At 75.1% G+C, this 26736-nt stretch carries 31 protein-coding genes, 1 tRNA gene and 1 riboswitch; of the genes, 22 read left to right on the top strand and 10 right to left on the bottom strand.

What is annotated here, in order from left to right; all coding sequences use genetic code 11:
- The first annotated feature begins 221 nt into the window (after positions 1-221).
- The 6 genes from lhgO to AB0Q99_RS16010 all read left to right on the top strand — a co-directional run bounded on the left by lhgO (position 222) and on the right by AB0Q99_RS16010 (position 6439).
- Positions 222-1457 (top strand): L-2-hydroxyglutarate oxidase, encoded by a 1236-nt coding sequence (lhgO, locus tag AB0Q99_RS16035; RefSeq protein ID WP_363572074.1) that lies wholly within the window; start codon positions 222-224, stop codon positions 1455-1457.
- 163 nt (positions 1458-1620) lie between these two features.
- Positions 1621-2451, top strand: coding sequence for a tRNA (guanosine(46)-N7)-methyltransferase TrmB (gene trmB / locus AB0Q99_RS16030; protein WP_363572072.1), 831 nt, complete (start codon positions 1621-1623; stop codon positions 2449-2451).
- Positions 2452-2566: 115 nt separating this feature from the next.
- Positions 2567-3931, top strand: coding sequence for a PrsW family intramembrane metalloprotease (locus AB0Q99_RS16025; RefSeq protein WP_363572070.1), 1365 nt, complete (start codon positions 2567-2569; stop codon positions 3929-3931).
- Positions 3932-4027: 96 nt separating this feature from the next.
- Positions 4028-4101 (top strand) — tRNA-Met (locus tag AB0Q99_RS16020).
- A gap of 505 nt (positions 4102-4606) precedes the next feature.
- Complete coding sequence (locus AB0Q99_RS16015) at positions 4607-5077, top strand: NUDIX domain-containing protein (protein WP_363572068.1); 471 nt, start codon at positions 4607-4609, stop codon at positions 5075-5077.
- Positions 5078-5314: 237 nt separating this feature from the next.
- Positions 5315-6439 (top strand): hypothetical protein, encoded by a 1125-nt coding sequence (locus AB0Q99_RS16010; protein ID WP_363572066.1) that lies wholly within the window; start codon positions 5315-5317, stop codon positions 6437-6439.
- Here the strand turns inward: AB0Q99_RS16010 and AB0Q99_RS16005 are convergent.
- The 4 genes from AB0Q99_RS16005 to AB0Q99_RS15990 form a co-directional block, all read right to left on the bottom strand.
- Entirely contained in the window at positions 6436-6882 is a 447-nt protein-coding gene (locus AB0Q99_RS16005; RefSeq protein ID WP_363572064.1) for a GNAT family N-acetyltransferase, read from the bottom strand. The two genes, AB0Q99_RS16010 and AB0Q99_RS16005, sit on opposite strands and share 4 nt — an antisense overlap.
- 35 nt (positions 6883-6917) lie before the next feature.
- Complete coding sequence (locus AB0Q99_RS16000; protein ID WP_363572062.1) at positions 6918-7652, bottom strand: class I SAM-dependent methyltransferase; 735 nt, start codon at positions 7650-7652, stop codon at positions 6918-6920.
- 116 nt (positions 7653-7768) lie between these two features.
- On the bottom strand, positions 7769-8545 hold the full coding sequence (locus AB0Q99_RS15995) for a sensor domain-containing protein (protein WP_363572060.1): 777 nt from the start codon (positions 8543-8545) through the stop codon (positions 7769-7771).
- A 153-nt stretch (positions 8546-8698) separates the two neighbouring features.
- On the bottom strand, positions 8699-9271 hold the full coding sequence (locus tag AB0Q99_RS15990) for a GNAT family protein (protein ID WP_363572058.1): 573 nt from the start codon (positions 9269-9271) through the stop codon (positions 8699-8701).
- Positions 9272-9313: 42 nt separating this feature from the next.
- Between AB0Q99_RS15990 and AB0Q99_RS15985 the strand changes: the two genes are divergently transcribed.
- A complete protein-coding gene (locus AB0Q99_RS15985) occupies positions 9314-10189 on the top strand; it encodes a hypothetical protein (protein ID WP_363572056.1) in 876 nt (291 codons plus the stop codon).
- Positions 10190-10294: 105 nt separating this feature from the next.
- Here the strand turns inward: AB0Q99_RS15985 and AB0Q99_RS15980 are convergent, their stop codons facing one another.
- On the bottom strand, positions 10295-11143 hold the full coding sequence (locus tag AB0Q99_RS15980) for a M23 family metallopeptidase (RefSeq protein WP_363572054.1): 849 nt from the start codon (positions 11141-11143) through the stop codon (positions 10295-10297).
- A gap of 12 nt (positions 11144-11155) precedes the next feature.
- Positions 11156-11314, bottom strand: a riboswitch (cyclic di-AMP (ydaO/yuaA leader).
- 200 nt (positions 11315-11514) lie between these two features.
- On the opposite strand from AB0Q99_RS15980, the gene AB0Q99_RS15975 reads away from it, so the two are divergent.
- The 11 genes from AB0Q99_RS15975 (at position 11515) to AB0Q99_RS15925 (ending at position 19626) form a co-directional block, all read left to right on the top strand.
- Positions 11515-11805: a YiaA/YiaB family inner membrane protein gene (locus tag AB0Q99_RS15975; protein WP_363572052.1), complete on the top strand. Its 291-nt coding sequence runs from the start codon at positions 11515-11517 to the stop codon at positions 11803-11805.
- Between the two features lie 124 nt (positions 11806-11929).
- The gene (locus AB0Q99_RS15970) at positions 11930-12766 is read left to right on the top strand and encodes an alpha/beta hydrolase (RefSeq protein WP_363572050.1); all 837 of its coding nucleotides are present in this window, start codon (positions 11930-11932) and stop codon (positions 12764-12766) included.
- Positions 12767-12823: 57 nt separating this feature from the next.
- Complete coding sequence (locus tag AB0Q99_RS15965) at positions 12824-13390, top strand: TetR-like C-terminal domain-containing protein (RefSeq protein ID WP_363572048.1); 567 nt, start codon at positions 12824-12826, stop codon at positions 13388-13390.
- A 343-nt stretch (positions 13391-13733) separates the two neighbouring features.
- Positions 13734-15014 carry an ATP-binding protein gene (locus tag AB0Q99_RS15960; RefSeq protein WP_363572102.1) on the top strand — a complete coding sequence of 427 codons (1281 nt, stop codon included), beginning with the start codon at positions 13734-13736 and terminating at the stop codon, positions 15012-15014.
- Positions 14998-15411: a roadblock/LC7 domain-containing protein gene (locus AB0Q99_RS15955; RefSeq protein ID WP_363572046.1), complete on the top strand. Its 414-nt coding sequence runs from the start codon at positions 14998-15000 to the stop codon at positions 15409-15411. Before AB0Q99_RS15960 ends, AB0Q99_RS15955 begins: the two co-directional genes overlap by 17 nt.
- Complete coding sequence (locus AB0Q99_RS15950) at positions 15408-15755, top strand: DUF742 domain-containing protein (protein WP_363572044.1); 348 nt, start codon at positions 15408-15410, stop codon at positions 15753-15755. The genes AB0Q99_RS15955 and AB0Q99_RS15950 overlap by 4 nt, the downstream gene beginning before the upstream one ends.
- Positions 15733-16368, top strand: coding sequence for an ATP/GTP-binding protein (locus tag AB0Q99_RS15945; RefSeq protein ID WP_363572042.1), 636 nt, complete (start codon positions 15733-15735; stop codon positions 16366-16368). The genes AB0Q99_RS15950 and AB0Q99_RS15945 overlap by 23 nt, the downstream gene beginning before the upstream one ends.
- Complete coding sequence (locus tag AB0Q99_RS15940) at positions 16365-17915, top strand: cytochrome P450 (RefSeq protein ID WP_363572040.1); 1551 nt, start codon at positions 16365-16367, stop codon at positions 17913-17915. The genes AB0Q99_RS15945 and AB0Q99_RS15940 overlap by 4 nt, the downstream gene beginning before the upstream one ends.
- The gene (locus tag AB0Q99_RS15935; protein ID WP_363572038.1) at positions 17879-19012 is read left to right on the top strand and encodes a cytochrome P450; all 1134 of its coding nucleotides are present in this window, start codon (positions 17879-17881) and stop codon (positions 19010-19012) included. The genes AB0Q99_RS15940 and AB0Q99_RS15935 overlap by 37 nt, the downstream gene beginning before the upstream one ends.
- Positions 19013-19042: 30 nt before the next feature.
- On the top strand, positions 19043-19345 hold the full coding sequence (locus AB0Q99_RS15930; protein ID WP_363572036.1) for a hypothetical protein: 303 nt from the start codon (positions 19043-19045) through the stop codon (positions 19343-19345).
- Positions 19346-19350: 5 nt separating this feature from the next.
- Entirely contained in the window at positions 19351-19626 is a 276-nt protein-coding gene (locus AB0Q99_RS15925) for a hypothetical protein (protein ID WP_363572034.1), read from the top strand.
- A 53-nt stretch (positions 19627-19679) separates the two neighbouring features.
- Here AB0Q99_RS15925 and AB0Q99_RS15920 read toward each other — a convergent pair whose 3' ends face one another.
- Positions 19680-20507, bottom strand: a complete 828-nt coding sequence (locus AB0Q99_RS15920; protein ID WP_363572032.1) for an isocitrate lyase/phosphoenolpyruvate mutase family protein — start codon at positions 20505-20507, stop codon at positions 19680-19682.
- 11 nt (positions 20508-20518) lie between these two features.
- On the bottom strand, positions 20519-21019 hold the full coding sequence (locus tag AB0Q99_RS15915) for a carboxymuconolactone decarboxylase family protein (protein ID WP_363572031.1): 501 nt from the start codon (positions 21017-21019) through the stop codon (positions 20519-20521).
- Positions 21020-21161: 142 nt separating this feature from the next.
- Between AB0Q99_RS15915 and AB0Q99_RS15910 the strand changes: the two genes are divergently transcribed.
- The 3 genes from AB0Q99_RS15910 (at position 21162) to AB0Q99_RS15900 (ending at position 23316) form a co-directional block, all read left to right on the top strand.
- On the top strand, positions 21162-21947 hold the full coding sequence (locus tag AB0Q99_RS15910) for an NRDE family protein (protein ID WP_363572029.1): 786 nt from the start codon (positions 21162-21164) through the stop codon (positions 21945-21947).
- A 162-nt stretch (positions 21948-22109) separates the two neighbouring features.
- On the top strand, positions 22110-22298 hold the full coding sequence (locus AB0Q99_RS15905) for a hypothetical protein (protein WP_363572027.1): 189 nt from the start codon (positions 22110-22112) through the stop codon (positions 22296-22298).
- 100 nt (positions 22299-22398) lie between these two features.
- A complete protein-coding gene (locus AB0Q99_RS15900; RefSeq protein ID WP_363572025.1) occupies positions 22399-23316 on the top strand; it encodes an undecaprenyl-diphosphate phosphatase in 918 nt (305 codons plus the stop codon).
- An 18-nt stretch (positions 23317-23334) separates the two neighbouring features.
- On the opposite strand, the gene AB0Q99_RS15895 is transcribed toward AB0Q99_RS15900, so the two are convergent.
- Complete coding sequence (locus AB0Q99_RS15895) at positions 23335-24021, bottom strand: alpha/beta fold hydrolase (protein ID WP_363572023.1); 687 nt, start codon at positions 24019-24021, stop codon at positions 23335-23337.
- 179 nt (positions 24022-24200) lie between these two features.
- Here AB0Q99_RS15895 and AB0Q99_RS15890 point away from each other — a divergent pair, with 179 nt between their 5' ends.
- A complete protein-coding gene (locus AB0Q99_RS15890) occupies positions 24201-25637 on the top strand; it encodes a PLP-dependent aminotransferase family protein (RefSeq protein ID WP_363572021.1) in 1437 nt (478 codons plus the stop codon).
- Between the two features lie 190 nt (positions 25638-25827).
- Here AB0Q99_RS15890 and AB0Q99_RS15885 read toward each other — a convergent pair whose 3' ends face one another.
- Together AB0Q99_RS15885 and AB0Q99_RS15880 are read right to left on the bottom strand one after the other, a co-directional pair.
- Entirely contained in the window at positions 25828-26022 is a 195-nt protein-coding gene (locus AB0Q99_RS15885) for a DUF6126 family protein (RefSeq protein WP_363572019.1), read from the bottom strand.
- Between the two features lie 31 nt (positions 26023-26053).
- Positions 26054-26689, bottom strand: coding sequence for an XRE family transcriptional regulator (locus AB0Q99_RS15880; RefSeq protein ID WP_363572017.1), 636 nt, complete (start codon positions 26687-26689; stop codon positions 26054-26056).
- Positions 26690-26736 lie beyond the last annotated feature (47 nt).

Raw genomic sequence — 26736 nt, 5'->3', positions numbered from 1 at the left:
GAGGGACGGGGGGCGGTTCGGCCGGTTCGGCAGTCGGCCGTGCGGCGACTGCCCCGGCCGGGCGAGCGGCCGGGCCAGCGGCCGGGAAGGGACCCACGGGGGTGGTCCCCTCCCGGCCGCTCGGCGTTCCGGCGGCGGGCCGTTCGCGCTCTCGACCCGTCCGGGGCGCCGTGGCAGCATCGGCCACGGCGGGGGCGACCGGGCGAGGCGAGGAGCGGACCGTGGCGGACGAGGTCGACGTACTGGTGGTGGGCGGCGGGATCGTCGGCCTGGCCACGGCGTACGCGCTGACCCGGGCCCGGCCGGGGCTGCGGATCGCGCTGCTGGAGAAGGAGGCCGGCTTCGCGGCGCACCAGACCGGGCGCAACAGCGGGGTGATCCACAGCGGCGTCTACTACCGCCCCGGCTCGTACAAGGCCCGGTACGCCGTCGCGGGCGCCGCCGAGCTGGTGGCGTTCTGCCGCGAGCACGGCGTCCCGCACGAGGTGACCGGCAAGCTGATCGTGGCCACCGGCGCCGCCGAACTGCCCCGGCTGGCGGCGCTGGCGGAGCGCGGGCGGGCGAACGGCGTCCCGGTCGCCGAGCTGGACCGGGCCGGGATCGCCCGGTACGAACCGGAGGTGACCGGGATCGCCGGGCTGCACGTCGGCACCACCGGCATCTGCGACTTCCCGGCCGTCGCCACCGCCTACGCCCGGCTGGCCCGGGAGGCCGGCGCCGACCTGCGGCCCGGCAGCGAGGTCCGGGCGGTGGCGCGGCGCCGGGACGGGGTGACGGTGGGCACCGCCGCCGGCGAGCTGCGCTGCCGGGTGCTGGTGAACTGCGCCGGCCTGCACAGCGACCGGATCGCCCGGCTGGCCGGCGACGAGACCGGCGTGCGGATCGTGCCGTTCCGCGGCGAGTACTACGAACTGACCGAGCAGCGGCGGGACTTGGTGCGCGGCCTGGTCTACCCGGTGCCCGACCCGGCCTTCCCCTTCCTCGGCGTGCACCTCACCCGGGGCATCCACGGGGACGTCCACGTCGGCCCGAACGCGGTGCCCGCGCTGGCCCGCGAGGGGTACGACTGGCGCACCGTCCGCCCCCGCGACCTGGCCGGGACGCTGGCCTTCCCCGGCACCTGGCGGATCGCCCGCCGGCACTGGCGGTACGAGCTGGGCGAGCTGCACCGCTCACTGTCCAAGCGGGCGTTCACCACCGCCGTACGGCGGCTGCTGCCCGCCGTCTCCGCCGAGGACCTGGTGCCGGCGGCCGCCGGGGTGCGGGCCCAGGCGGTGGCCCGGGACGGCTCGCTGTTGGACGACTTCGCCTTCGCGGGCTTCGACCCGGCCGACCCGCGCTCCCCGCGCCGCGCGGTGCACGTGCTGAACGCCCCCTCCCCCGCCGCGACGGCCTCGCTGCCGATCGGTCGGGAGGTGGCCCGCCGGGCCCTGGCCGCCCTGGCGGCGGGGGGATGACCGGAGGGACGGGACAGGGAGGACGGGCGGGACCGATCGAGACCGGGCGGCGCCTGGCGGGACCGGGCGGAACAGGCGGGACCGGGCCCGCGCCCGGAGCCCGGATGAGCCCCGTCACACACCCCGCCGGGCGCCCCGCGCGGCCCCGTAGACTCGGGGGATTGTGACTGCCACCGCCCCGATCCCCCAGCCCTCGCCGTCCGCCCGGATGTCCGCGGCGCCGGCCGCCTACCCCGCGCCGATGTACCCGCACAAGGCCACCGAGGCCCAGCACCGGGAGCGTCGCATCCGCAGCTTCCAGCCGCGCCGGGGCCGGATGACCAACGCCCAGGCGAGCGCGCTGGACCGGAGCTGGGAGACGTACGGCATCCCGATCGACGGCACCCCGCTCGACCTGCGGGAGCTGTTCGGCGAGCTGCCGGTGACGCTGGAGATCGGCTTCGGCATGGGCGAGACCACCGCCGCGATGGCCGCCGCCGACCCGGCCATGGGCATCCTCGCCGCCGACGTGCACACCCCGGGCCACGGCAACCTGCTCGGGCTGCTGGAGCGCGACGGCTCGGACAACGTCCGGACGGCCGCCGGCGACGCGGTGATCCTGCTGCGCGACATGCTCCCGGACGCCTCGCTGGCCGGTCTGCGGGTCTTCTTCGCCGACCCGTGGCCCAAGCCCAAGCACCACAAGCGCCGACTGGTCCAGCCCGCCTTCCTCGACCTGGTGCTGCCCCGGCTCGCCCCCGGCGCCCTGGTGCACTGCGCCACCGACTGGGAGCCGTACGCGGAGCAGATGCTGGCGGTGCTGTCCGCCTCGCCGGAGCTGGAGAACCTGCACCCCGAGGGCGACGGGACCGGCTGGCTGGAGCCCGCCGACCACCCGGACGGCAGCATCCCCGGTTACGCGCCGCGACCGGCGTGGCGTCCGGTCACCAAGTTCGAACGGGCCGGGATCGCCAAGGGCCACGTGGTCCACGACCTGCTGTTCCGCCGCCGCTGACCCGCCGGCCGCCGTTCGAACGGCGGCCGCGCGAGGACCGTACGGGCGCGCCCCGGACGGACGGTTCGTCCCGAGTCCTCCCGACGGGCGGCTGCCGTGGCCTACCCTGTGCCGCATGGGCAGCCCGTCCGGCGGCGGGTCCCGGCCGATCGCCCGGACTGTCCGGACGGCTGTTCAGGTCGCCGCCGACGCACCGGAGACGGTCCCGCGCACCGGCGACACCCGGACCATCCCGGGCCCCCGGAAGCGCCGGGACCGACGCCTGCTGCCCCGGCCGGGCGGACCGCCGTCGTCGGCCGCGGACGCTCCCGGCACCGCCCCCGCTGCCCCCGGCGGGCCGCCGGGCCGGCGCCGCTCCGTCGCGCTCTCGTCGGTCACCGCGACCGCCGTCCTCACCCTGATCGGCTGCGGGGCGCTGATCCTGCACCTGGTCCAACGGCAGACCGGCACCGTCGGGCTGCTGGTCGGGCTGGGCCTCGCGATGGTGCCGCTGCCCTTCGTGCTGGGCGGCCTGGCCTGGCTCAACCTCACCGCCCGGGTGCCGCTGCGGCACACCGTGTTCTGCCTCGGCTGGGGCGCCTGCGCCGCCACGACCGTCGCCATCCTCGCCAACAACTGGACGGCCAGTTACCTGACCAGACATCAGGGCCGGCTCGGCGAGCTGCTCGGCGCCGGGATCGCCACCCCGGTGATCGAGGAGACCGCCAAGGCCACCGCCCTGCTGGTGCTGCTGCTGCCCTTCGGCCGGCGGCCGCGCTGCCGCGGCCGCCGCACCGGGCGCCCCTGCGCGCCGCTGCTGAGCCGGTCGCCCGTGCCCCGGCGCCCCCGCCCGTACCAGCGCCGCCCGGTCGAGCCGCACGCCCGGGGCCGGCTGCGGCTGCGCCCGTACCTGCGGCCGCTGCCCTACCTCCGCCCGGCCCCGCCGCCCGGCGGCACGCCGCACCGCCGCTCCCGGCCGCGCACCCTGGCCGCCGGGGTGGTGCTCGGCGGGATGACCGCGTGCGGCTTCGCCTTCACCGAGAACGTCCTCTACCTGGGCCGGGCCTTCACCAGCGACCAGCGGCAGCGGCTGGACAGCATCGGCCTCGGTGATCCGCCCAGCCTGCGCGACTTCGACAGCACCGTGCAGACCTTCGTGCTGCGCGCCCTGCTCTCCCCCTTCGCGCACCCGCTGTTCACCGCGCTCACCGGCATCGGCGTGGCCGTCGCCCTGACCACCGGGCGGCGCCTGCTCGCCCGGCTGGCCGCGCCGACCGGGCTGCTGCTGGCGATGGTGCTGCACGGCACCTGGAACGCCGCCGCCGACCTCGGCACGGACGGCTTCCTGGTGGTGTACGCGGCGCTGATGGTGCCCTGCTTCGTCGCGCTGGTCTGCTTCGCGGCCTGGGCGAGGACCCGCGCCGTCCGGGGCTCGCTCCGGGACGGGGACGGGATCCGGGGCGGCCGACGGCCCGCCGGGCACTCCGTCGGAGCGGCCTGAGGCACCCGGCCCGGGCGGCCCGGGTGCCCGCCGCGGGAGCGGCCGGAGAACGGATTTCCCATCTCGGCGACTTCCACGTATTGTTGTGTTCACCGACGCGGGGTGGAGCAGCTCGGTAGCTCGCTGGGCTCATAACCCAGAGGTCGCAGGTTCAAATCCTGTCCCCGCTACTCAGTAGCCGAAAGGCCCGGAGGATCCGTCCTCCGGGCCTTTCGCGTTCCCGGGCCCACGGAGCGCACGCCCCTGCCGCCCCACCCGAGCGACCTCCGGACGGAAGATCCGCCGAACCGTCGATCCCGCCCGAGCCGCGGTCGCGATTTAATCCGTTGCCCTCCGGCCGGTGGGCTGCCTATCGTGGCGGCACACGAAAGGAGGTGATCCTGAGTTGAGTAACTACGCAACTGCGCACGTGAGCGCGTTCGACTCTCTCGGGCGCGCCTCCGTGGAGCGTACGGCCTGAGTCGTAGCTCTGCGGACGATTCGCGCAGAAGTTGTCGTGCCCCCGGGACACCCTCAAGGCGAGGACCCGGGGGTTCGGCATGTCCGAGCCAGTAGCCTTCGGAGCCCCGGTTTGGCACCTGCGGCAGACAGGCACAGGCACGCTGTTCGACACCTATGCTGCGAGCTTCGACGCAGTGTGGAACGCCGCCCTACCGGTTGCGGAGAGCTGATCACGTGGCACGGACCGAGTTCTACGACGATCCCAACGCGCCTAAGCCCAACCGGCTGGTGGTGGCAGCGTCCGCAGTGGTGACTGATGCCGAAGGGCGCATCCTGCTTCAACGACGCACCGACAACGGCCTGTACGCGCTTCCGGGCGGCACGATGGATCTTGGCGAGTCACTTCCGGAAACAGCCGTCCGGGAGGTCCGTGAGGAGACCGGTCTCGACGTAGAGCTCACTGGACTCGTCGGCACCTACACCGATCCTCGGCACGTGATCGCCTACTCGGACGGAGAGGTGCGGCAACAGTTCAACGTCTGTTTCACCGCCCGCATCACGGGCGGGGAACTCCGGATCTCCGACGAGTCGACCGACCTCCAGTTCGTAGCTCCGCACGATATTGGAGATCTCCCGATGCACCACACCCAGCAACTCCGGCTTCAGCACTTCCTGGAGCACCGGGCGACTCCCCATTTGGGGTAGAACACGGACGACGAAAGGCAGCAGTCACCCGGCCCGCGGGCTCACCGGTACATCCCCGGTGCCTCGGCGCCCGGCCAGTGCACGGGCCGGCGCGGAGGAGCAGCCCGCGGGCCGTCTGCACGTCCGCCCCGTGTCGTAGCCGGGGTGGGCCCGGGGCGTTCTCCTGGTGGGACCCCGGCGCTAGAGTCGGCGCGGGGTTCCGGAGCGGAGCGGCGCGGACACAGGGGGTGGGTGGCGATGGCGAAGGCACGGCGGCCGGGCGGCGGTTCGGCGCTGCGGACGGTGCAGTGGGGTGCCGCCGGAGTACTGGCCGGGACGGGGCTGACCGGGCTGCTGCTGTTCGCGCTCGGCCGGGACCGGACCTGGCAGGCGCTCGGCGGCGGGCTGGTGGTGGCCGGTGCCTCGGCGGTGCTCGGCGGCGGGCTGGGCTTCCTGTTCGGGGTGCCCCGGGTGCGCGGCGGCTCGGACGCGCCGCAGGGCTCGTACGTGCCGAACACCAATCTGGAGCAGGTCTCGGACTGGCTGACCAAGGTGCTGCTGGGCGTCGGGCTGACCCAGCTCGGCTCGCTCGGCGAGCGGCTGCACGGACTCGGGACGGCGCTGGCGCCGGTGCTCGGCGGCGGCGAGGCCGCGGTGCCGTTCGCGGCGGCGCTGGTGCTCTACTTCCTGGTCTTCGGCTTCCTGACGGGCTGGCTGGTGACCAGGCTCGCGCTGCCGCAGGTGCTGAACGACGCCGACCGGGCCCTCGACCTCTTCCTCGCCGGACAGGACCGCGACCGGCACGGCGACAAGGTGGGTGCGGACGACCTGCGGGTCCGCGCGATGCAGCAGCTCGGGCTGCTGGGCGGCAGCGCGGAGCACCCCGCCGCGCTGGCCGGGCAGCTGCCGCCCGCCGTGGGCTCGCCGGCCGGGCCGGAGGGTGTGGTGGCCGAGGTCCGCTCGACCGCCCGGCGTTCGGCGCTGACCGCCGACCAGGTGCGGGACCTCTTCACGGACGGCTCCGAGGGGCGGCGGATCCAGGCGCTCGCGCTGATGCAGGGCGACCCGTCGCTGGCGGACCTGGCGAGCGTGCTGGAGGCGATCGAGCGCCCGCGCTCGGGTTTCGAGCAGTACCACGCGCTGCTGGCCGCCCGGGGGCTGCTCTCCCGGCTGCCGGCCGCCGGGGCGCAGCGGCTGCGGGACGCGGTGGCGGCGCAGTTGGTCGATCCGCGGGGCATTCCGTACGGGTCGGACCGCAGTTGGCTGGCGGAGAAGATCCTGTCCCGGCTGCAGGTGACGGCCTTCGTGCCGGCGCAGCCGCCCGGGTCTGCGGCACCGACCGGGGCGGTGGCACCGACCGGACCGGCCGGGGGCGACTCCTAGACGGTGAAGCGCAGTTCGGGCTGCTCCCAGGGGGTCCTGGGCTGCGGTGGCCGGGTGCCGGTGCGTTCGGCGCCCATCCGCAGGTAGAAGCGCTCGGCGGGCGGGTGGGAGACGACCTTGACCGCGGCGATCCCGGCCGCCCGGGCGCGGTCGAGCATGTCCGCGATCAACTGCCGCCCGATGCCCAGCCCCTGGGCCCGGTCGGCGACGAACATCAGGTCCAGTTCGGCCGGTTCCCGGATCAGCGCGTAGAAGCCGAGCAGGTGGTCGTCGGCGCCGTCCACGGCCATCCGCACCTCGTGCCGCGCGAGGTAGTCGGGGGTCACCCGGTAGCCGTCGATCATCGCGAAGTACGCGCCGCGGTAGGCGCCGGAGGCCTGGATCAGTTCGGTGAGCCGGTCGGCGTCGGCTGCTCCGGCCGGCCGGATCATGGTCTCGGTCATGTGGCGAGTATAGGGGTGAAAGCCAGTAGGGACCATTACATATCGGCTCGGCGGCGGCGGTCGGCGGCCCGGAGCACCAGGACGCGGCGGGTGCGGCCGTCCTCGGCGCGGGGGAAGCGGCGGACCTCGCTGGCGATGCGGCACTCGCCGAGCGCGTACCGCAGCGGGTCGAGGTGCCCGCAGCGGCGGCCACGCCCGTCGTGCAGCGGCTGGACCCGGACCTCGCCGTCCGGCGAGGTGACCCGGACCAGTTCGGCCAGGGCGGCCAACTGGTGCTCGGGGCCGAAGAGTTCGGGGTAGGCGAAGAGCAGGTAGCCGCTCAGGGTGAGGGCGAAAGTGCCGTCCGCGAAGGGCAGCCGGGGCAGTGCGGCGGCCACGTACCGCTGCGGGTGCGCGGCCGAGTCGGCGGCGAACAGCCGACGGGCGCGGTCCCAGCTGCGCAGGTAGCGCTCGGGCCGGTGCGGGAGCGTTGAGGGGTAGAGGAACGGGCGGGCGGCCATCGCGTCGGCCATCGCCGCCCGGGCGGCCAGGGCGCGGTCCGCGACCACCGGCAGCGGCAGCGCGTACGCCGGGTCGGCGGCGATCACCCGGCAGCCCAGGTCGCGCGCCTCGGCGGCCAGGCCGGCCGCGCCGCCGGGGCAGTCCAGCAGCGGCCCGGGGAGGGCGGCGAGCTGGGCCCGGGTGAGGTCGAACAGGGCGCAGTACTCGTCCAGCGGACGGGAGGTGACCAGGACGTCCGGGGGTTCGGGGGGAATGCCTGCGACGGCCACCCGGTCATCCGAACACGGGCCGGCCCCGACCGCATCCGGAGTACGGACGGGGTCGGGGCCGGCGGTCGAGGCGCGGTGGGCGAGGCCCGGCGGTCGAGGCGCGGTGGGCGGCCCGCTCAGCGGCCGAGCAGGCCCCGGGCGGCGGCCCGGTTGACGTTGGTCAGGCCGCGGACCAGCTGCGCGGTGAGGAACACCAGCACCACCCCGGCCAGCGAGAACCCGGCGATCTGCCACATCCCCTCGATGTAGTAGACGTGGTGGACGTGGTGGCTGTCGGTGTAGTCGAACACCCGGTACCCGCGCCAGTCGGTGTAGGCCGGGAAGACCCAGTGGTAGACCGGGTAGAGCGCCATCGCCCAGCCGAGCAGCAGGAACACCAGCGTCATGACGAAGCTGAAGATCGCCCAGGGGAACATCACCACCTGGTACAGCGCGGCCTTCCAGCCCGCCCCGTCCGCCAGCCGCGCGGTGATCCCGCCCCAGCCGCCCGGGCGGACCCGGCGCACCGGCTTCGGCCCGGGGACGTCCAGGGCCAGCATGCCGCGCGTCCGGGCCCGCTCCAGCCGGCCGAAGCCGCGGCCGGCGGTGGTCAGGCCGGCCAGCACCGGCAGGCCGAGGGCGGTGACGAAGGTGCCGAGGCCGAGGCAGAACAGGGTGATCGCGACGGCGAAGCCGGCGATCGCCACCGGCAGGCCGCTGAGCACGTAGCCGATCTCGCGGTAGTAGTGCGCGGAGAACGGCGCCGCCCAGAAGACGGGCGGCCGCTCGCTCCGGTGGGCGCGGTCGGCGTACCGGTCGGCGCGCGGGTCGGTGTACGGATCCGCGTGCCGGTCGGCGCCGTAACCGCCCAGGACGTCACCCTCGTGGTCCCACGTGCTTCGGCTGCTGCTCATGTCCCGGCCCCCGGCCCCTCGTTCTGACGGTCGTTCGCGTTCGCTGACGTCGTCCAGTCTGGTCGGAGCGCGGCTCGGGGGGCATCCGGAGGCCTGGCGGATCGGGGGTGGGGTTATCCCCCGCCCCCGGGCGGCCGGTGCCGGGGGCACGGGTCAGCCGGTCGGGCCCGGCCACTCGTCGACGAGCAGCCCGTAGAGGTACGCGTCCGACCAGACGCCGTCCTTGAGCCGGGCGTGCCGTACCCGCCCCTCCCACTGGAACCCGAGCCTGGTGAGCACCTTGACGGAGGCCGTGTTGGCCACCTCGACCCGAGCCGCCAGCCGGTGCAGGTCCAGGGTGCGGAAGGCGAACTCGCAGAGCAGGCCGACGATCTCGCCCGCGTAGCCGCGGCCCCAGGACTCGCGGCCGAGGACGTAGCCGAGCTGGGCGGCGCGGTGCTTCCCGAGGGTCAGCGAGGCGTGCCCGATCGGCGTCGCGTCCCGCGGGTCCGCCGCGTCGGCGAGCCTGGTGACGGCGAGCCGGTAGGTGTCCCGCTCCTCGGCCATCGCCTCCTCCAGGTAGAGCTCGATCTGGTCGGCGCAGGACTCGCGGTCGCACGGCTCGAAGGGCAGGTGACGGGTGACCTCCGGGTCGCCGAACAGCGCGTGCAGCGCGTCCACGTCGCCGTCGGTGTGGTGGTACTCGCGGATGGCCAGCCGGGGGCCGACGAGTCGTACGGGGACCATGGCTGCCGACCCTACCCGCCCCCGGCGACTACCGTTCGGACTATGAACGACGAAGACCTGCGGCTCGCCCCGCGCACCAGGGCCGCCGACCTGCTCGCCTGGGCGGCCGAGCAGGGCCGCACGCCGGTGGCCGAGGAGCCGCTGCGCGCGGTGCTGGCGCTGCTGGAGCTGGGCGGGAGCAGGATGCACGACGGCTGGCCCGAACTGACCTCCGCCGCGGTGGAGCACCTGCTGTACGAGCGGCTCCACCTGTACGTCCAACCCGGACCCGAGGAGGACCCGCTCGCGTACGGCGACGCCGTCCGGCTGCTGATCGACCACCAGCGGGCGGCCCGGCGGCTCAACGCCAAGCGCCAGGAACGGCTGCACGCGGAGGCCGAGTGGCAGGGCGAGGTCGCGGCCGGGCTGCTGCGCCGCGCCGACCTGGTGACCTGGCCCCGGCTGTACGCGCTGCTGCTGCACGCGTACGGGGTGGACGTCGCGGACGAGGCGGCCGTGCGGGACTGGCTGGCCGGCTTCGGCGAGCTCGCCGAGGAGGAGCGGCTGGCCGCGTACGAGGCGCTGGCGTCGACCGGCTGGCTGGACGAACCGGACGAGCAGGGCTGGGGACCGGGCCGGGTGCTGTCGGTCGGCATGGCCACGGACGGCGCGCGGCGGCTGCTGGAGCAGGGCCTGATGCGGCGCAGCTACCGCAACCTGGCCGAGCTGACCGCGCTCGGGCGGCCGATGCCGGACGAACTGACCGGGGACTTCGGGCGGTTCGAGGAGGCGGCGGTCGACGCGGCGCTCGACCTGTTCGGGGCATGGACGGTGCCGGGGCTGCCGCGACTGCTGGTGGAGGACTTCCCGGTGCTGGCGCCGGAGCCGGGCCAGGAGGAGATCGACGCGTACCTGGCGCAGGTGCCCGCGGAGGAGTGACGCGCGGGGCGCGACGTACGAGGAGCAGTGCGGCGCGATGAGTACGGCGCGCCGAGCCCTGTGGAGGAGCCCCCGGCCGCGCGGCCGGGGGCTTCCGGGTGTCCGCTACGGGTTGAGGCCGCGCTGCTGGAGCCAGGGCTCCGGGTCGACCGGGGCGCCGCCGCCGGGGCGGACCTCCAGGTGCAGGTGCGGGCCGGTGACGTTGCCGGTCGCACCGACCTTGCCGATCTGCTGGCCGGAGGTGACCTTGCCGGAGCCCTTGATGATCGAGGAGAGGTGGCAGTACCAGATCTCGGTGCCGTCGGGCAGCGTCTCGACGATCCGGTAGCCGTACGAACCGGACCAGCCCGCCGAGGTGATGGTGCCCTGGCCGAGCGCGTACACCGCGGTGCCGGTGTCGGCGGCGAAGTCCAGGCCGGTGTGCAGGTTGGCCCAGTAGCGGGCGCTCTGGCCGTAGTGGGCGGAGAGCCGGTAGTCCTTCACCGGGAGGGTGAGGGCGGCGGCCCGCTCGGTCTCCGCCTCGTCGGCGGCGCGCTTGGCCTCGGCCTCCTTGGCGGCGGCCTTGGCCTCGGCGTCCTGCGCGGCCTGCACGCGGGCGCTCTCCTCGGCGGCGGTGCGCTGGCTGTCGGCCTGCTGCTGGATGCGGGCGGCGAGCGCGAGGCCGGGGTCGGCGGAGAGGGCGACCGGGGTCTCGTCCGGGGCCTCGACGGCGGGGGCGGCGGCCGGGGTGGCCGAGGCGAAGCCGGTGGCGCCCAGGGTCGCGGCGACCGCGGTGACGCCGAGCAGCGGGGAGGCGCCGCGGGTCTGACGCGGCATCCGGTGCCGGTTGGTCTCGGCCTCGGAGCCGAAGGACTCGGGACCGAAAGCCTCGGGACCGTCCGCACCGGGGTGGTCGAGGAGCTGGGTACCGGCTGCGGGGCCGGCCGGGTGTGCCGGGGTGTGCGTCGACGCCACGGAGGCGCGCTCCTTTCCTTCCTTCGCGCCTACCGGGTTAGCTGACGGGTTCGGAGCAGGAAGGTCTCCTACGGCCGGGCCTGGGCCCCGCCGATTCACCCCAAGGAACGTGGTTCCCCGGCTCCCTGACCTGCCCGGAGGCCGGCCGGCGGGATTAGGCGACGGCGCACGGTGCCGTCTGGGTACGGCGTTGACAACCGCGCTGCGTTATCAAACGTTAATCCTAGGACGCTCCGATTCCAAGCCATCCGTCCGGTACGGCTGTGGAGCGGGTGATCGGACGTCAACGAACGACCCCCCGCACAAGCAGAGCACCCATCTGAGTACTCCTACTCATGTGCGACCCGACCGGGCGGCCGCATCCTGACGCCATGAGCGCACCGACGCAGAACCGCACCACCGCCGCGTACCACATCCAGGCCGTCCTCTCCTTCGCCGTGTCGGGCACCGCCCTCGCCGCCGGGATCGCCTACCTGCCGGTCGGCGGGTGGACGCGGGCCTTCCTCGGGGTCGGCCTCCTCTACACCGTCACCTCCGCGTTCACCCTGGCGAAGGTGATCCGGGACCGGCACGAGTCGAACGAGATCGTCAGCCGGGTCGACCAGGCCCGGCTGGAGAAGCTGCTCAGCGAGCACGACCCGTTCCGGGTCGAGGGGGCCTGAGGCGAGCCGCCCCCCGCCCTCCTCGCGTCGAGCGCCGCCCGCTTGACGGCTAAGGCTATTAGCATTAGCTTTATGGCTATCGGCAGCACGTCGATGCCCGCAGCGGCGGACCGAGGAGGCCCCCATGAACGCCACCGCCACCCCCGACACCCGGTACCTGACCCTCCCCGGCGGGCGGATCGCCTTCGACGACACCCGGCAGGGCGACGGCACCCCCGTCGTCCTGCTCCCCGGCATGCTCGACAGCCGGGCCACGTACCGGCACCTGCGCCCGCTGCTCGTCGCCGCCGGCCACCGGGTCATCACCATGGACCTGCGGGGCTTCGGCGAGTCCTCCATCGCCTGGGACGACTACGGCCCGGCCGCCCTCGCCCACGACCTCCTCGCCCTGCTCGACCACCTCGGCATCGAGCGCGCCGTCCTCGCCGGGAACTCCTACACCGGCGCCACCGTCGTCAAGGCCGCCGGGGACGCGCCGGAGCGGGTCGCCGGCATCGTCCTGATCGACGCCTTCGTCGAGAACCCGCAGCCGGGCGCCCTGATGCGCGGCGTGCTCCGCCTGATGAGCGTGGCGCTCGTCCACTGGCCCGCCTCCTGGGGCTTCTACCTGCGCCGGATGGCCTTCCCCGGCGCCAAGCCCGCCGATTTCGACCCGTACGTGGACGGGCTGGTCGCCGCCCTGCGCACCCCGGGCCGCAAGACCGCCACCCGCGGCTACGTCCGCGGGGACTCCTCCCCGGCCGGCTGGACGGCCGCGGTGCGGTGCCCGGCGCTCGTGATCATGGGCAGCAAGGACCCCGACTTCCCCAAGCCCGAGCTGGTCGCCGACCGGCAGGTCGCGGCACTCGGCGCGCGGAAGGCGATGATCGAAGGGTCCGGGCACTACCCGATGGCCGACAACCCGCAGGCCACCGCGGCCGCCCTGCTGCCCTTCCTCGCCGAACTCGCCGAACTCGCCTGACTCGCCTGACTCCCCGCCCGACTCCCCGCCCGACTTCCGTACGGAGAACCCGAAGCCATGCCGCGCATAGGACTGACCCCCGGCCAGGTCGTCGACCACGCCCTCGCCCTCATCGACGAACAGGGCGCGGAAGCACTGACCCTGGCCGCGGTCGCGGCGCGGGCCGGGGTCGCCACCCCCTCGCTGTACAAGCACGTCAGCGGCGGCCTCGCCGAACTGCGGCGGATGATCGCCGTCCGGGTGACCGAGGAACTGGCCGACCGCCTCGCGGACGCCGCGGTCGGCCGCAGCGGGGACGACGCCGTCGCCGCCCTGCTGCGCGCCTACCACGCGTACGCCACCGAGCGCCCGCACCGCTACAACGCCCTCCCCCAGGCCCCGCAGCACGACGACGACCTGACCCGGGCCGCCACCCGGCTCGTCGGCGTGATCACCGCCGTCCTGCGGGAGTACGGCCTCGACGGCTCCGAGGCGATCCACGCCGCCCGCACCGTCCGCTCCCTCGCCCACGGCTTCGCCTCCCTCACCACCGCCGGCGCCTTCCGACTCGCCGAAGACCTCACGACCACCCAGGACCGCCTCATCAGCACCCTCACCACCGGCCTCCGCGCCTGGCCCGCCTGACGAGCCGCCCACGGGCCACGGGACGTCGGCCCGGCCGACTTCCCGCGCAGGACGTCGCGGACGACGTGGCGATGCCGCCGGTCCTGCACCGGACGTCGTCCCTTCCGCAACATCCTGCACACACGCCCCACACATCCCAGGACGCGAATCGGCCATCGCGAGCCGTCGCGACGCGCCCCGACCGGCCCGGCCGGGTCGACCCGAGGCCGCGTCAGGCGTGGCGGTCGACTGCGAACGAGTCCGGATTGAGGCCGGATTGACTGGATATTGACGAGATCCGGTCACTTGGCGAGATCCGTTCACACCTTCGTAGGATCATCACCCTAGAATTCGCGGCGTGACGATGACTCAGTGGTCCGTAACGGCAACCGGCGTACTCGCCGTCCTCGCCCTCGTGGCCGCCGCTCGCTATCACGCCGTCTCCGTCACCCAACGCGGCCGGGCCGACCGGCTGCGGCGCGAACTCGACCGCCTCCAGGACGAGCTCACCGCCGAACACTCCCGCCGCGGCGCCGAACTGGCCGCCGTCCAGCAGGAGCAGGAGCTCACCGCCTCCACCCAGCGGGCCTTCCTCAGCGTCGCCCGCCGGATCCTGGTGATGGCCCACGACCAGCAGGCGCTGCTGGACGAGATGGAGCGCACCCACGACGACCCGGCCCTGCTGGAGGGCCTGCTCAAGGCCGACCACGCCGCCGCCCAACAGGCCCGGCTGGCCCAGACCCTGGCCGTGCTGTGCGGCGCGCGGGCCGGACGCCACTGGCCGGAGCCGGTCCCGCTGGAGGACGTCGTCCGCGGCGCCCAGTCGCGCATCCTGCCGTTCCAGCGGGTGCTCGTCCGCAGCCGGATCGAGACCGCGGTGGTCGGCGCCGCGGCCGAGGCCCTGATCCACGCGATCGCCGAGCTGCTGGACAACGCCACTCGCTACTCCCCGCCCAGCACCCAGGTGTTCGTGACCCTGATGCCGGTGCACAACGGCGCCGTCATCGAGATCGACGACGGCGGCGTCGGCATGCCCGAGCAGGCCGTCGCCAAGGCGTCCGCCGCGCTCGCCGGCGGCAGCACCCTGGAGGTCTCCCGGCTGGGCGAGGTACCGCAGTTGGGCCTGGCCGCGGTCGGCCGGCTCGCCGAGCAGTACGGCTTCCGGGTCACCCTCAGCTCGGCGCCCTCCCCGTACGGCGGTGTGCGCGTGGTCGTCCTGCTGCCGAACGCGCTGCTCACCGAGCCGCTGCCGCCCACCGTGCCCGGCCTCGGGCCGGACGACCGGGCGTTCAACCCCGACCCCCGGCCGGCCGCCCCCCTCGGCCACGCCCTGGTGGAGACCCCACCGCCGGGCCGGGGCCCCCTCCTCGGCGACACCCCGCCGCCCCTGCCCCGCCGGAGCCACCGGCGCGACCGCGCCAACCGCCCCGCCCAGCACTCCGCTCCCGCGCCGCCGCCGGCCCCGCCCTACCGCTCGGCCCGGGACGCGCAGGCGTTCATGGCGATGTTCCAGGCCGGGACCGCCAGTGGCCGATCGGCCGCCCGGACCCAGGCCCAGACCTCGCCCGGCCCCACCGACCCTTCCCACCCCGCTTCCCCCCGACTTCCCCAGCGCTCCGGAGAGTTCCATGACCACCACCCCTGACCTCGGCTGGCTGCTCGCCGACATCATCGCCGTCCCGCAGGTCCAGCACGCCGTCGTCGTCTCCAACGACGGCCTGGAGATCGGCCGCAGCACCGGCATCCCGCGCGAGGACGCCGAACGGCTCGCCGCCGCCTGCTCCGGGCTGCAGTCGCTGGCCCGCGGCGTCGCGGCGGGCTTCGGCGGACCGGGCAGCGCCACCCGCCAGATCATCATCGAGTACGGCGGCGGCTACCTCTTCATCGTCGCCGCCGGCGCCGGGGCGCACCTGGCCGTGGTGACCAGCGAGGCGGTGGACGCCGGCCTGGTCGCGTACCAGATGCAGGTCCTGGTCGAGCGGATCGGAACCCACCTCACCAGCCCGCCGCGCGTCGACCACGCGGCGGGGGGCCACCGGTGAGCGGGCCGGTCCGGCCGTACGTCATCACCGGCGGGCGCAGCCGCTCCACCCGCCCCGAGCTGGCCGTGGAGAGCCTGGTCAGCGCGTTACCCGAGCCGCCGGAACTGCCCGACCACGAGCTGCTGAACCGGGAGCACCGGCGCATCCTCGGGATCTGCCACAGCCTGTTGTCCATCGCCGAAGTGGCGGCCCACCTGGGGCTGCCGTTCGGCGTCGTCAAGGTGCTGGTCGGGGACCTGTGGGACCTCGGTGCCGTCCAGGTGCTCCCGCCCGTCCCGCAGGCCGAACGCCTGCCCACAACCCTCCTGGAAGAGGTGCTCGTTGGCCTCCGCCAACTCCGCTGAAGCCGTCCCCGAGGCTGCCGGTGCGGCCGACGGGCCGCAGTACCTGCCGTCCTCGGTTCAGGGCGCGGTCAAGATCCTGGTCACCGGCCCGTTCGGGGTCGGCAAGACCACCCTGGTCGGGTCGCTGAGCGAGATCACCCCGCTGCGCACCGAGGAGACCATGACCGCCGCCAGCAGCGGTGTCGACGACCTCACCGGGCGCGCCACCAAGACGACCACCACGGTCGCCCTGGACTTCGGCCGGATCACGCTCAACCCGCGGCTCGCGCTGTACCTGTTCGGCACGCCCGGGCAGCAGCGGTTCTGGCCGCTCTGGGACGACCTGTCGCGCGGCGCGCTCGGCGCCATCGCCATGGTCGACCTGCGCCGCCCGGACGAGAGCTTCGAGGTCCTCGGCCGGCTGGAGGAGCAGCGCATCCCGTTCGCCGTGGCCGTCAACACCTTCCCGGACACCCCGAGTTACCCGGAGGAGGAGCTGCGCTCGGCGCTGGACCTGCTGCCGGACGTGCCGATCCTGTTCTGCGACGCGCGTGACCGGCGGCAGTCGTACGACCTGCTGATCGACTTCGTCGACCACCTGCACCGCAGCTCGATCCTGGAGCTGCAGGGATGAGCGCCACCGAACCCGGCCCCGCTTTCCCGCCCGGATCCGGCCACGGCTCCCCCGCCTTCCCCGCCGGCTCCGGCTGCCCGGTCGCGCACGGGGGACACCCCGGACCGCCCGGACACCCCGGGCTGCCCGGTGTCCCGCCCGGCCGCGGCCTGCCCACCGGCGTACCGCTGACCCCGCTGTACGGGCCGACCGTCTCCGAGGACCCGCACGGCCTGTACCTGCGGCTGCGCGAGCGCTACGGCCCGGTCGCGCCGATCGAGCTGGAGCCCGGGGTCGAGGCCTGGCTCGTCCTCGGCTACGCCGAACTGCTCGAACTCACCCGCAACGAGGCGCTGTTCTCCAAGGACTCGCGCCGCTGGCGGGTGCCCGCCGAAGGCCGGCTGCCCACCAACTCCCGGCTGCTGACGATGACCTCCTGGCGCCCGACGCTGCTCAACCTCGACGGCGCCGAACACCAGCGGCTGCGCTCCGCCGTCTCGGACACCCTCGCCCAGATCGACCACCACCAGCTGCGCGGGACCACCGAGGCCGCCGCCAACGGCCTGATCGACAGCTGGGGACCGGACGGCACCGCCGACCTGATCGCCCAGTACGCGCGGCAGCTGCCGCTGCTGGTCTTCACCCAGCTGGTCGGCCTGCCGGCCGAGGCCGGGCCCCGGCTGGTCGAGCTGATCAGCCACTTCGTGGACAGCAGCGCGGAGTCACAGCGGGCCGGCGCCGAGTTCCAGGCGATCCTGGTCGACCTGGTCCGGCGCCGCCGGGCCGCGCCCAGCGCCGACCTCACCTCCTGGCTGCTCGCCCACCCGGCCGGACTGACCGACGAGGAGGCGGTGCACCACCTGGTGGTGCTGATGGTCGCGGGCAACGAGACCTCGATCAACTGGACCGGCAACACGCTGCGGCTGCTGCTCACCGACCGGCGCTTCCGGGCCACCCTGACCGGCGGCCGGCTGACCGTCTCCGACGCGCTGGAGGAGGTGCTCTGGCGCGACCCGCCGACGCAGAACTTCCCCGGCCGCTGGGCCACCGGCGACACCGTGCTCGGCGGCCAGTACATCAGCGCCGGCGACATGCTGGTGCTCGGCCTGGCCGCGGCCAACGCCGACCCGGCCGCCCAGGGCGTCTCCGCCGCCGCCCAGGGATCGCTCGGCGGCAACCGGGCGCACCTCGCGTGGGGCGCGGGCCGGCACGTCTGCCCGGCCCAGCACCCGGCCCGGATCATCGTCGAGACCGCCGTCGAGACCCTGCTGCACCGCCTGCCGGACCTCCAACTCGCCGTTCCGTCGGGCGAGCTGGCCTGGCGGCCGTCCCCGTGGTCCCGGGCCCTGACCGCCCTACCGGTGCTGTACAGCGCCTTCACCCCACCCCGCCCGCCAGCCCCCGAGAGGCCCGCATGGACACCACCGTCGCTTCCGCAGGAGCCCGCCCCGAGCCCATCCGACTCGACCCCTTCGGAGGCGACCAGCACGGAGAGAACGCCCGGCTCCGCGCGGCCGGTCCAGCGGTCCTGGTGGAGCTCCCTGGCGGGGTGGTGGTCTGGGCGATAACCCACCACGACACCCTCCAGACCCTGCTGGCCGACCCCCGGGTCGGCAAGAACGCCCGGCTGTGGACGACCTTCCGGGAGGGGCGCCTGCCGGAGGGCTGGCCGCTGACCAACTTCATCGCCGTCCCCGGCATGGTCACGGCCGACGGGGAGGACCACCGACGGCTGCGCGGACTGGTCTCGCAGGCCTTCACCCCGCGCCGGATCGCCGCCCTGGCCCCCGCGATCGAGGCCAGGACCGTCGCGCTGCTCGACGAGGTCGCGAAGCTGGACGGCGAGTTCGACCTGCGCGAGCACTTCGCCTACCCGCTGCCGATGCAGGTGATCGGCGAACTTCTCGGCCTCGCGCTGGAGCAGCAGGACGAGCTGCACGCGCTGTCCGACACCCTGGTCTCCAGCTCGGCCACCCCGGCGGCGGCCATCGCCGCGCAGCGGGACCTGAACGCGCTGCTGGCCTCGGTGGTCGCGGCCAAGCGGGCCGAGCCCGGCGACGACCTGACCACCGACCTGATCGCCGCCCGCGACGCCGGCCACCGCCCCGACCAGCAGCGGCTCAGCGAGGCCGAACTCGTCGGCACCCTGGTGCTGATGCTGGTCGCCGGGCACGAGACCACGCTCAACCTGATCACCAACGCCGTCCGTGCCCTGCTCGCCCACCCGGAGCAGCTGCGGCTCGTCCTGGACGGCGCGCAGCCGTGGTCGGCGGTGGTCGAGGAGACGCTGCGCTACGACTCGCCGGTCGGGCAGTTCCCGCTGCGCTACGCGATCGAGGACATCGAGGTCGGCGACGTGGTGATCCGGCGCGGCGAGGCCCTGCTGGCCTCCTACGCGGCGGCCGGGCGGGACGCCGGGCACCACCCCGACGCCGACCGCTTCGACCTCACCCGGCAGCCCGCCCGGCACCTGTCGCTCGGCCACGGCCCGCACTTCTGCCTCGGCTCCGGGCTGGCCCGGCTGGAGGCCGAGACGGCGCTGCGGCACCTGTTCGGGCGCTTCCCCGGACTGGCCCTCGCGGAGGGCCGGACGAACCAGCCGATCGCGTCGTTCGTCAGCAACAGCGTGCGAACCCTGTGGGTGACCGTCTCGTCCGGCCGGTGACCTGAGGGCGGCCGGGTCGTTCGGCAGTGCATGACGAACCACGGCACCACGGACCACGGCACGAAGAAGCGCGGCGTGCGGAAGCTCGCCGCCCTGGCCGCCCTCACCATGGCGGGCCTCGCCCTCGCCGCCCCGGCGGCCTCCGCCACCACCCAGACCGCCACCTCGCCGGACGCCACCGGCGGCCTGACCGACGGCCTCAACCTCTCCCCCGCCGACCTCGCCCTGCAGACCGCGGGCAAGCTCCCGGTGGTCGGGCACACCGCCAACGAGGTGGAGGCCGTCGGCACCAACCAGATGAGCCACCCGGGGCTCAGCGGGCAGATCGGCTGACGGGGGTGGGGGTCGGGCCGCTCGCCCTCGCGCTCGCCGTGCTGTCCCTGGCCGTTCCGGCCGCGCCCGCGTTCGCGTCCGCCGGCGGCGACAGCGGCGGGACCGGCAACGGGTCCGGCCCGGCACAGAGTTGGGGCCCCACCGCCGCCGCCGTCTGCCTGTCGGAGGTGGCCCTGGTGCCGGTGCTCGGCGGCGGCTCGCTCGGCGAGCACGTGGACGACCACGTGCGCCACTGCGGCGACGGCAACGTCGGCAACCTGGTCGACCGCGCCCTCGGCTGACGCCCCGGGCGGCCGGCCGACCCCCGTACGGCCGGCCGCCCGGGCTCCGGTGCTCAGCCCGTGAAGAGCCCGTTGAGCTCCGGGTAGGTCAGCCCGCCGTCCAGGGCGGTGTAGGTGCCGCTCGCGTAGACCTCCTCGGCGGCCCGGCGGACCGCCGCGTACGCCGCCTTGGCCAGGCCCGGGCCGAGGCTGATCCGGGCCACGCCGAGCTTCGCCAGTTCGGCGACCGACGGGGAGCCCGGGCCGGCCAGCACGTTCAGCGGCGCCGGGACGGCCGCGACCAGGGCGGCGATGGTCTCCGGGTCGGCCACGCCGGGGGCGAACACGACGTCCGCGCCCGCCTCGACGTACGCCCGCAGCCGGCGGACCGCCTCGTCCAGCCGGCCCTCCGGGGCGCCGGTCCCCAGCAGGAACACGTCGGTGCGCCCGTTGACGACGAGCGGGACACCGGCCGCGTCGGCCGCCGCCCGGGCCGCCGCGATCCGCTCGGCGGCCTCGGCCAGGGGGCGTCCGCCGTCCTCCAGGTTCACCCCGACGGCGCCGGTGGCGAGCAGCTCGGTGACGGTCCCGCCGACCCCGGCGGCGGTGTCCGCGTAGCCGCTCTCCAGGTCGGCGGTGACCGGCAGGTCGACCGACCGGACCACCTCGGCGGTCCGGGCCAGCACCTGTTCGCGGTCGGCGCCGCCGCCGTCCGGGCTGCCGAGCGACCAGCAGACGCTCGCACTGGCCGTCGCCACCGCGCGCGCCCCGGCGGCGGCCACCAGGCGGGCGCTCGCCGCGTCCCACACGTTCGCCAGCACCAGCGGCTCGCCCGGGCGGTGCAGCTCCCGGAGCAGCCGGGCCTTCTCCCGCCGGACCGTCCCGGCCGCGTTCGTCGTCATGTCCCCGGGCCTCACTTCGCGGCCGGGCTCATGCGGGTGCTCACGCCGATCCGGTTCCAGGCGTTGATGGTCGCGATCAGCGCGACCAGCTGGGCCAGCTCCGTCTCCTCGAACTGCTCGGCGGCCTCCGCCCACACGGCGTCCGGCACGTGGCCGCTGGTCAGCAGGGTGACCGACTCGGTGAGGGCCAGGGCGGCGCGCTCGCGGGCGGTGAACCAGGGGGTCTCCCGCCACGCCGGGAGGGAGAGCAGGCGGTGCTCCCGCTCGCCGTGCGCGACCGCGTCGGTGGAGTGCATGTCGATGCAGTAGGCGCAGCCGTTGATCATCGAGGCGTGCAGCTTGACCAGCTCGACGATCACCGGGTCGAGGCCGGCCCGGGCGGCCTGGTCCACGGCGACCATCGCCTGGTAGTAGGCGGGGGCGAGCTTCGGCAGCACGATGCGCCGGGCCGGGGCGGGCACGTGCGCGGCGGCCGCTCCCCCGGGGGTCGGCAGGGTCTCGTTCGTCGTCATGAACGCCAGCCTAGAAGCGCGGTGGCCCGCCGCTCTGGTGCATTCGACACCCGGTTCCGTGGGCCACTTCCGGCACCCGAACGTTCGTGCGAGGATCGCTGGCAGGACATCGCTGACAGGACGAGGTCAGGGGATCAGGGTCGTGTGCACGGCGTTCGTCAGCATCGAACCGGGAGCCGCCGTCCCGGTACTGCTGCTGTCCGTCCGGGACGAGTACCTGGGCCGTGCCTGGCTGCCGCCGGACCACCACTGGCCGGACCGGCCCGGGCTGCTCGGCGGCCTGGACCTCGCGGCCGGCGGCACCTGGCTGGCCGTCGACCCCGCCCGGCGGACCGCCGCCTGCCTGTTGAACGGCTTCGGCCCGCTCGCCCCCGCCGACTCCCGGCGCACCCGGGGCCGGCTGCCGCTCACCGCCGTCACGGAGGGCGGGATCGGCCACCTCGACCTCACCCCGTACGACCCGTTCCACCTGGTGCTGGCCCGGCCGGACGGCGCCCGGGTCGCCAGCTGGGGCGACGGCCGGCTGGAGGAGCGCGACCTGCCCGCCGGGCTCAGCGTGGTGCTCAACGACGGGCTGGAGGGCCTGGCCGCCAACCGCCCCGCCTCCGCGCGGATCGGCGCGCTCATGGCCGCCCGCGCCGGCCACTTCCGGGCCCGCTTCACCGCCGCGCCCCGGCCCGAACCGGCCGGCGACGGGCCGACCGCGCGGGCCTGGGGCGGGTGGCTGCCGATCGTCGCGGGTGACGGACTGGCGCCGGACGAGGACGCGGCGCTGGTCCAGCGGCGGGACTTCGGCGACGGGCGGATCTGGGGCTCCTCGTCGATCTCGCTGCTCGCGCTCGGGCCGGACCGGCTGCGGTACGACTTCACGGCGGCGCCGGTGGCGGCGGCGGACGGGGCCGGCTGGCGGCGGGTCGCGACGGGCTGAGCGGGGACGGGTCGGGCGGGCGGGGGCGAGTCGGGCGGGCGGGGGCGGGCACGCGGGGGCGGGTCGGCTCTTCGGCGGTGGCGAAAAGGACTTGAACCTCCCGTTGGGGAAGGCGGCATCGTGGCACGCGCCGAGCCCGGAGCCGAGTCCCGAGGAGCCACCGTGCGCCGTCTGCCCGCCGTCCTGACCGTCGCCCTGGCACTGCTGGTCACGCCGCTCGCGGTCGGCGCCGTCGTGCTGCTCGGCGACGCGGTGCACCGGGCCGTCCCGTCCGCCACCGTGCCGGCCGCCGTGGTGGGGGCGCTGATCCGCCATCTCGGCGCCGGTGTCACCCAAACGTACGGTCGGTGAACTTCTGGCGGCGGGGCTGCCGGGCGTCTACATGCCCGTAGTAGCTTCGCGGGGGCCACCGGATCAGGCCGGCCGCCGACCCCCCGAGCGAAGGTGCGCGATGTCCACCCTGACCTACCCGGAAGCGATAGGCGTCGGCCTGCTGCAGGGTGTGACGGAACTGTTCCCGGTCTCCAGCCTCGGCCACAGCATCCTGCTGCCCGCCCTGCTCGGCGGGAAGATCCAGCACGACCTCGACATGACCGCCGAGGGCTCCTCCTACCTCGCCGCGCTGGTCGCCCTGCACCTGGCCACCGCGCTCGCGCTGGTCGTGTACTTCTGGAAGGACTGGGTCCGCGTCGTCAGCGGACTCGTCGGCTCGATCCGCCACCGCCGGGTGGAGACCCGCAACGAGAAGCTCGCCTGGCTGCTCATCCTCTCCACCATCCCGGTCGGGGTGGCGGGCCTCGCGCTGGAGAAGGCGCTGCGCAACGCGCTGGGCAAGCCCGTCCCGGCCGCCGTCTTCCTCGCCCTCAACGGGCTCGTGCTGCTCGGCGCCGAGCGGCTCAAGCGCGGCGGCTCCGGCCGCCGCCGGGCCGGGCACGCCGCCCCCGTCGACGAGCCGGGCACGGACCCGGCGGTCGCCTCCGACCACCGGCTGACCAAGCTCGGCTACGGACAGGGCGCCTGGATCGGCGCCGCGCAGATCCTCGCGCTGTTCCCCGGCATCAGCCGCTCCGGCGTCACCATGAGCGCCGGCATCCTGCGCGGGCTGCACCACGAGGACGCCGCCCGGTTCTCCTTCCTGCTCGCCACCCCGGTCATCCTGGCCGCCTCGGCGCTGAAGGTCCCCGAGCTGTTCAAGCCGGAGAACTCCGCCGTGCTCGGCCCGGTGGCCGCGGGCAGCGTCGCCGCCTTCGTGGCCGGGTACATCTCGGTGCGGTTCCTCACCAAGTACTTCGAGACCCGCAGCCTGACGCCGTTCGCGGTCTACTGCTTCCTGGCCGGCGTCGGCAGCGCGGTCTACCTGTCGATCTGACCCGCCCGCGACCCGGCGTCAGAACTCGCCCAGGATCCGGGCGAGTTCGGCCGGCGCGGAGAACATCGGCCAGTGCCCGGTGTCCAGCTCGGCCAGCCGCCAGTGGCCCTCCGCGACCAGCCCGGCGACCACCGGCGGCGGCTCCGGCCAGTCCAGCAGGCACTTCACGTACACCGCCGGGAGAGCGCTCAACGGGCCCTCCAGCACGGCCGGTTCGGTCAGCGAGGCGCCCGGGTGCGGGGTCGCCCGCTCGGCGATCCGGGCGATCTGCCCGGTCGTCAGCCCCTGCCCGGCGAACTCGGCGGGCGGCAGCGGCGGCCACCAGCCCCCGTGCGCGGCGAGCTCCGCCCGCAGCGCGGCCGGCTCCGGTATCTGGTCGGCGAAGGACTCCCCCGCCACCGGCACGTTGGCGTCCACCAGCACCAGCCGGGCCAGCCGGTCGCCGATCCGCTCGGCGGCCTGCCCGACCGGGATGCCCGCGTAACTGTGCCCGACCAGCACGACCTCCCGCAGGTCGAACCGCTCCACCTCGGCCACGACGTCCGCCACGTGCGCCCGCTGCCCGGCCGGCGCGTCCCGCTTCTCCCCGAGCCCGGACAACGTCAGCGGACGGACCCCGTGCCCGGCCGCCCGCAGCTCCGACACGACCTCGTCCCAGGCCCAGGAACCGAGCCACGCACCCGCCACCAGTACAAAGTTCGCCATGGGCGGCACCGTAGCGCGCGGGTGCGACGACGGCCCCGGACGTGACGGCGAACAACGGGTGGAGGAGAGATGGCGAAGACGTCGAGCGGATCGGACCCGCCGCAGGCGCGGTCGGACGCACCGCGGGGCGGGGCGGCGGACGTCACCGGCGGCCCGCGACGGCGCGCGAGAATGGGCCCGTGACCAGCTCCTGGACCTCCTTCGGCGGCGACCTGCACCTGGACCTCACCGAACGGCGCGCCGCCGGCACCGGGCTGCGAGCCGCCCTGGAGGACGCCCTGCGCGAAGCCGTCCAGGACGGCCGGCTCGCCCCCGGCACCCGGCTGCCCTCCTCCCGGGCCCTCGGCGAGGACCTCGGGATCGCCCGCAACACCGTGGTCGAGGCGTACGGCCAGCTCACCGCGGAGGGCTGGCTCGACTCCCGGCAGGGCTCCGGCACCACCGTCGCCCGGCGGGCCCGACCGGAACCGCCCGCCCGGAGCGGGCGGGCCGCCGCCGCCCGGACGGTCCCCCCGCGGCGGACCGCCCGGCACGACCTGACGTCCGGACGGCCCGACCTCTCGCTCTTCCCCCGCACCGCCTGGCTCGCCGCCGCCCGCCGCGCCCTCGCCACCGCACCGCACGAAGCCCTCGACTACGGCAGCCCGCTCGGCCGGATCGAACTCCGGCAGGCCCTCACCCACTACCTCGCCCGCGTCCGGGGCGTCCGCACCGACCCCGACCACCTGCTCGTCTGCACCGGAGTCACCCAGGGCCTCGGCCTGCTCTGCACCGCCCTGCGGGACCGCGGCGCCCGCGCGCTCGCCGTCGAGGAGTACGGACTGCCGCCCCAGCACGCCGTCGCCCGGGCCGCCGGACTCACCACCCTCCCGCTGCCGCTGGACGCGGAGGGCGCCCGGGTCGACCGGCTCGACACCGGCCCCGGCGCCGTCCTGCTCACCCCGGCCCACCAGTACCCCACCGGCGCCCCGCTCTCCGCCGAACGACGGGCGGAGGCCGTGCGGTGGGCCCGCGAACACGACCGGTACGTCATCGAGGACGACTACGACGGCGAGTTCCGCTACGACCGGCAACCGCTCGGCGCCATGCAGGCGCTCGACCCGGAGCGGGTGGTGTACGTCGGCACCGCCGCCAAGAGCCTCGCACCGGGCCTGCGCCTGGCCTGGCTGGCCCTGCCGGACGCCCTGGTCGAACCGGTCGCCCGGCTGAAGGCGCTGGCCGACACGATGTCCCCGGTGCTCGACCAGCTGACCCTGGCGGAGCTGATCACCTCCGGCACCTACGACCGCCACGTGCGGCGCTGCCGCCTGCACTACCGGCGCCGCCGCGACCGGCTGGTCGCCGCACTCGCCGAACACGCCCCGCACGTCCGGGTCACCGGCATCGCGGCCGGCCTGCACGCCGTCCTCCGACTGCCGCCCGGCTCCACCCCCGAACCCGAACTCCTCGCCCGCGCCCAGGCCGCCGGCCTCGCCCTCGACGGCCTCGGCTGGCACCGCGCCACCCCGGCCCCCGCCGACGCCCCGCCCGCCCTCGTCATCGGCTACGCCGGCCCACCCGAACACGCCTTCCCGGCGGCACTCCAGGCCCTCTGCGAACTGCTGCGCAGGGCCTGAGCGGAGGGGCGGGGCGGCCGACGCCCGGGAACCGCGTGGACCCGCCGGGAGAGCTGCCGCACACGGCCCGAGCAGGCGAGCGGTGGCCAGGGGACGGCGCGGGCCCGCCGGGCCGTGGGGCTGGGGCGGCCGGGAAAGTGCTCCGCCCGCCTCCTTCGGGGGTGGAGGCGGGCGGAACGTCGTGGGTGACCTACTTGTTGCGGCTGCCCAGTTCGAACAGCAGCATGATGAAGCCGGCGAAGGCGTGGATGCCGGCGGTGTAGATGACCAGGCGGAGGTAGACCCGCTTGTTGGCCCACTTGCCGGCGTCCATGGTCTTCGGGCCGGTGGCGGTGTCGGCGGCTCCGACCGCGGTCGGGGTGGCGGTGGTGGCGGGATCGGCCATGGGGATCTCCTCCAGGGTTTCTGACGGCAGATCAGTGGGTTGCGGCGGGGCCGCCGCCGAGGCAGAGTTCGCCGCCGGGGCTCTGCAGCAGGGTGTGGACGAACAGCAGCTCGACGCCGGTGTCGGACTCGGCGGCGATGCAGTGCGGGGTGAGCGAGTCGTAGTGGGCGGAGTCGCCCACGCCGAGGCGGTGGACCTGCTCACCGAGGGTGAGCCGGAGTTCGCCGCGCAGGATGTACAGCCACTCCTCGCCCGGGTGGACCCGGACCACCGCGTCCTGCACGCCCGGCGGGACGTGCACCCGCAGGGCCTGCATGGCGCGGCCGGGAGCGCCGGCCCGGCGGTAGCCCCAGCCGCCGGCCCGCCCGGGCTCGATGGCGCCGCCGCGGACCACCGGGTCCGGCTCGGCCATGGTCTCGCCGAGCAGGCCGGACACCGAGGTGCCGTAGGCGCGGGCGAGGCCGAGCAGGACGGGCAGCGAGGGCTGCCGCCGACCGGTCTCCAGCCGGGACAGATACGCTGGGGAGAGCCCGACCCGTCCGGCGGCGACCTCCAGGGTGAGGCGGCTGCTGAGCCGGTGCTCACGGAGGCGGGCGGCGAGGCCGACGACCTCCTGGTCGTCGAGCTGGTCGCCTGCGGCGGGGGCGCCGGTGGTGGTGCTGGTCATGTGTCCAGTGGACACCCGTCGTGCCGCACGGGCAAGAATTTTGCCTC

It is taken from the genome of Kitasatospora sp. NPDC086791, assembly GCF_040685975.1.
GTDB lineage: Bacteria > Actinomycetota > Actinomycetes > Streptomycetales > Streptomycetaceae > Kitasatospora.
This window is presented reverse-complemented; position numbering and strand designations above follow the sequence as displayed.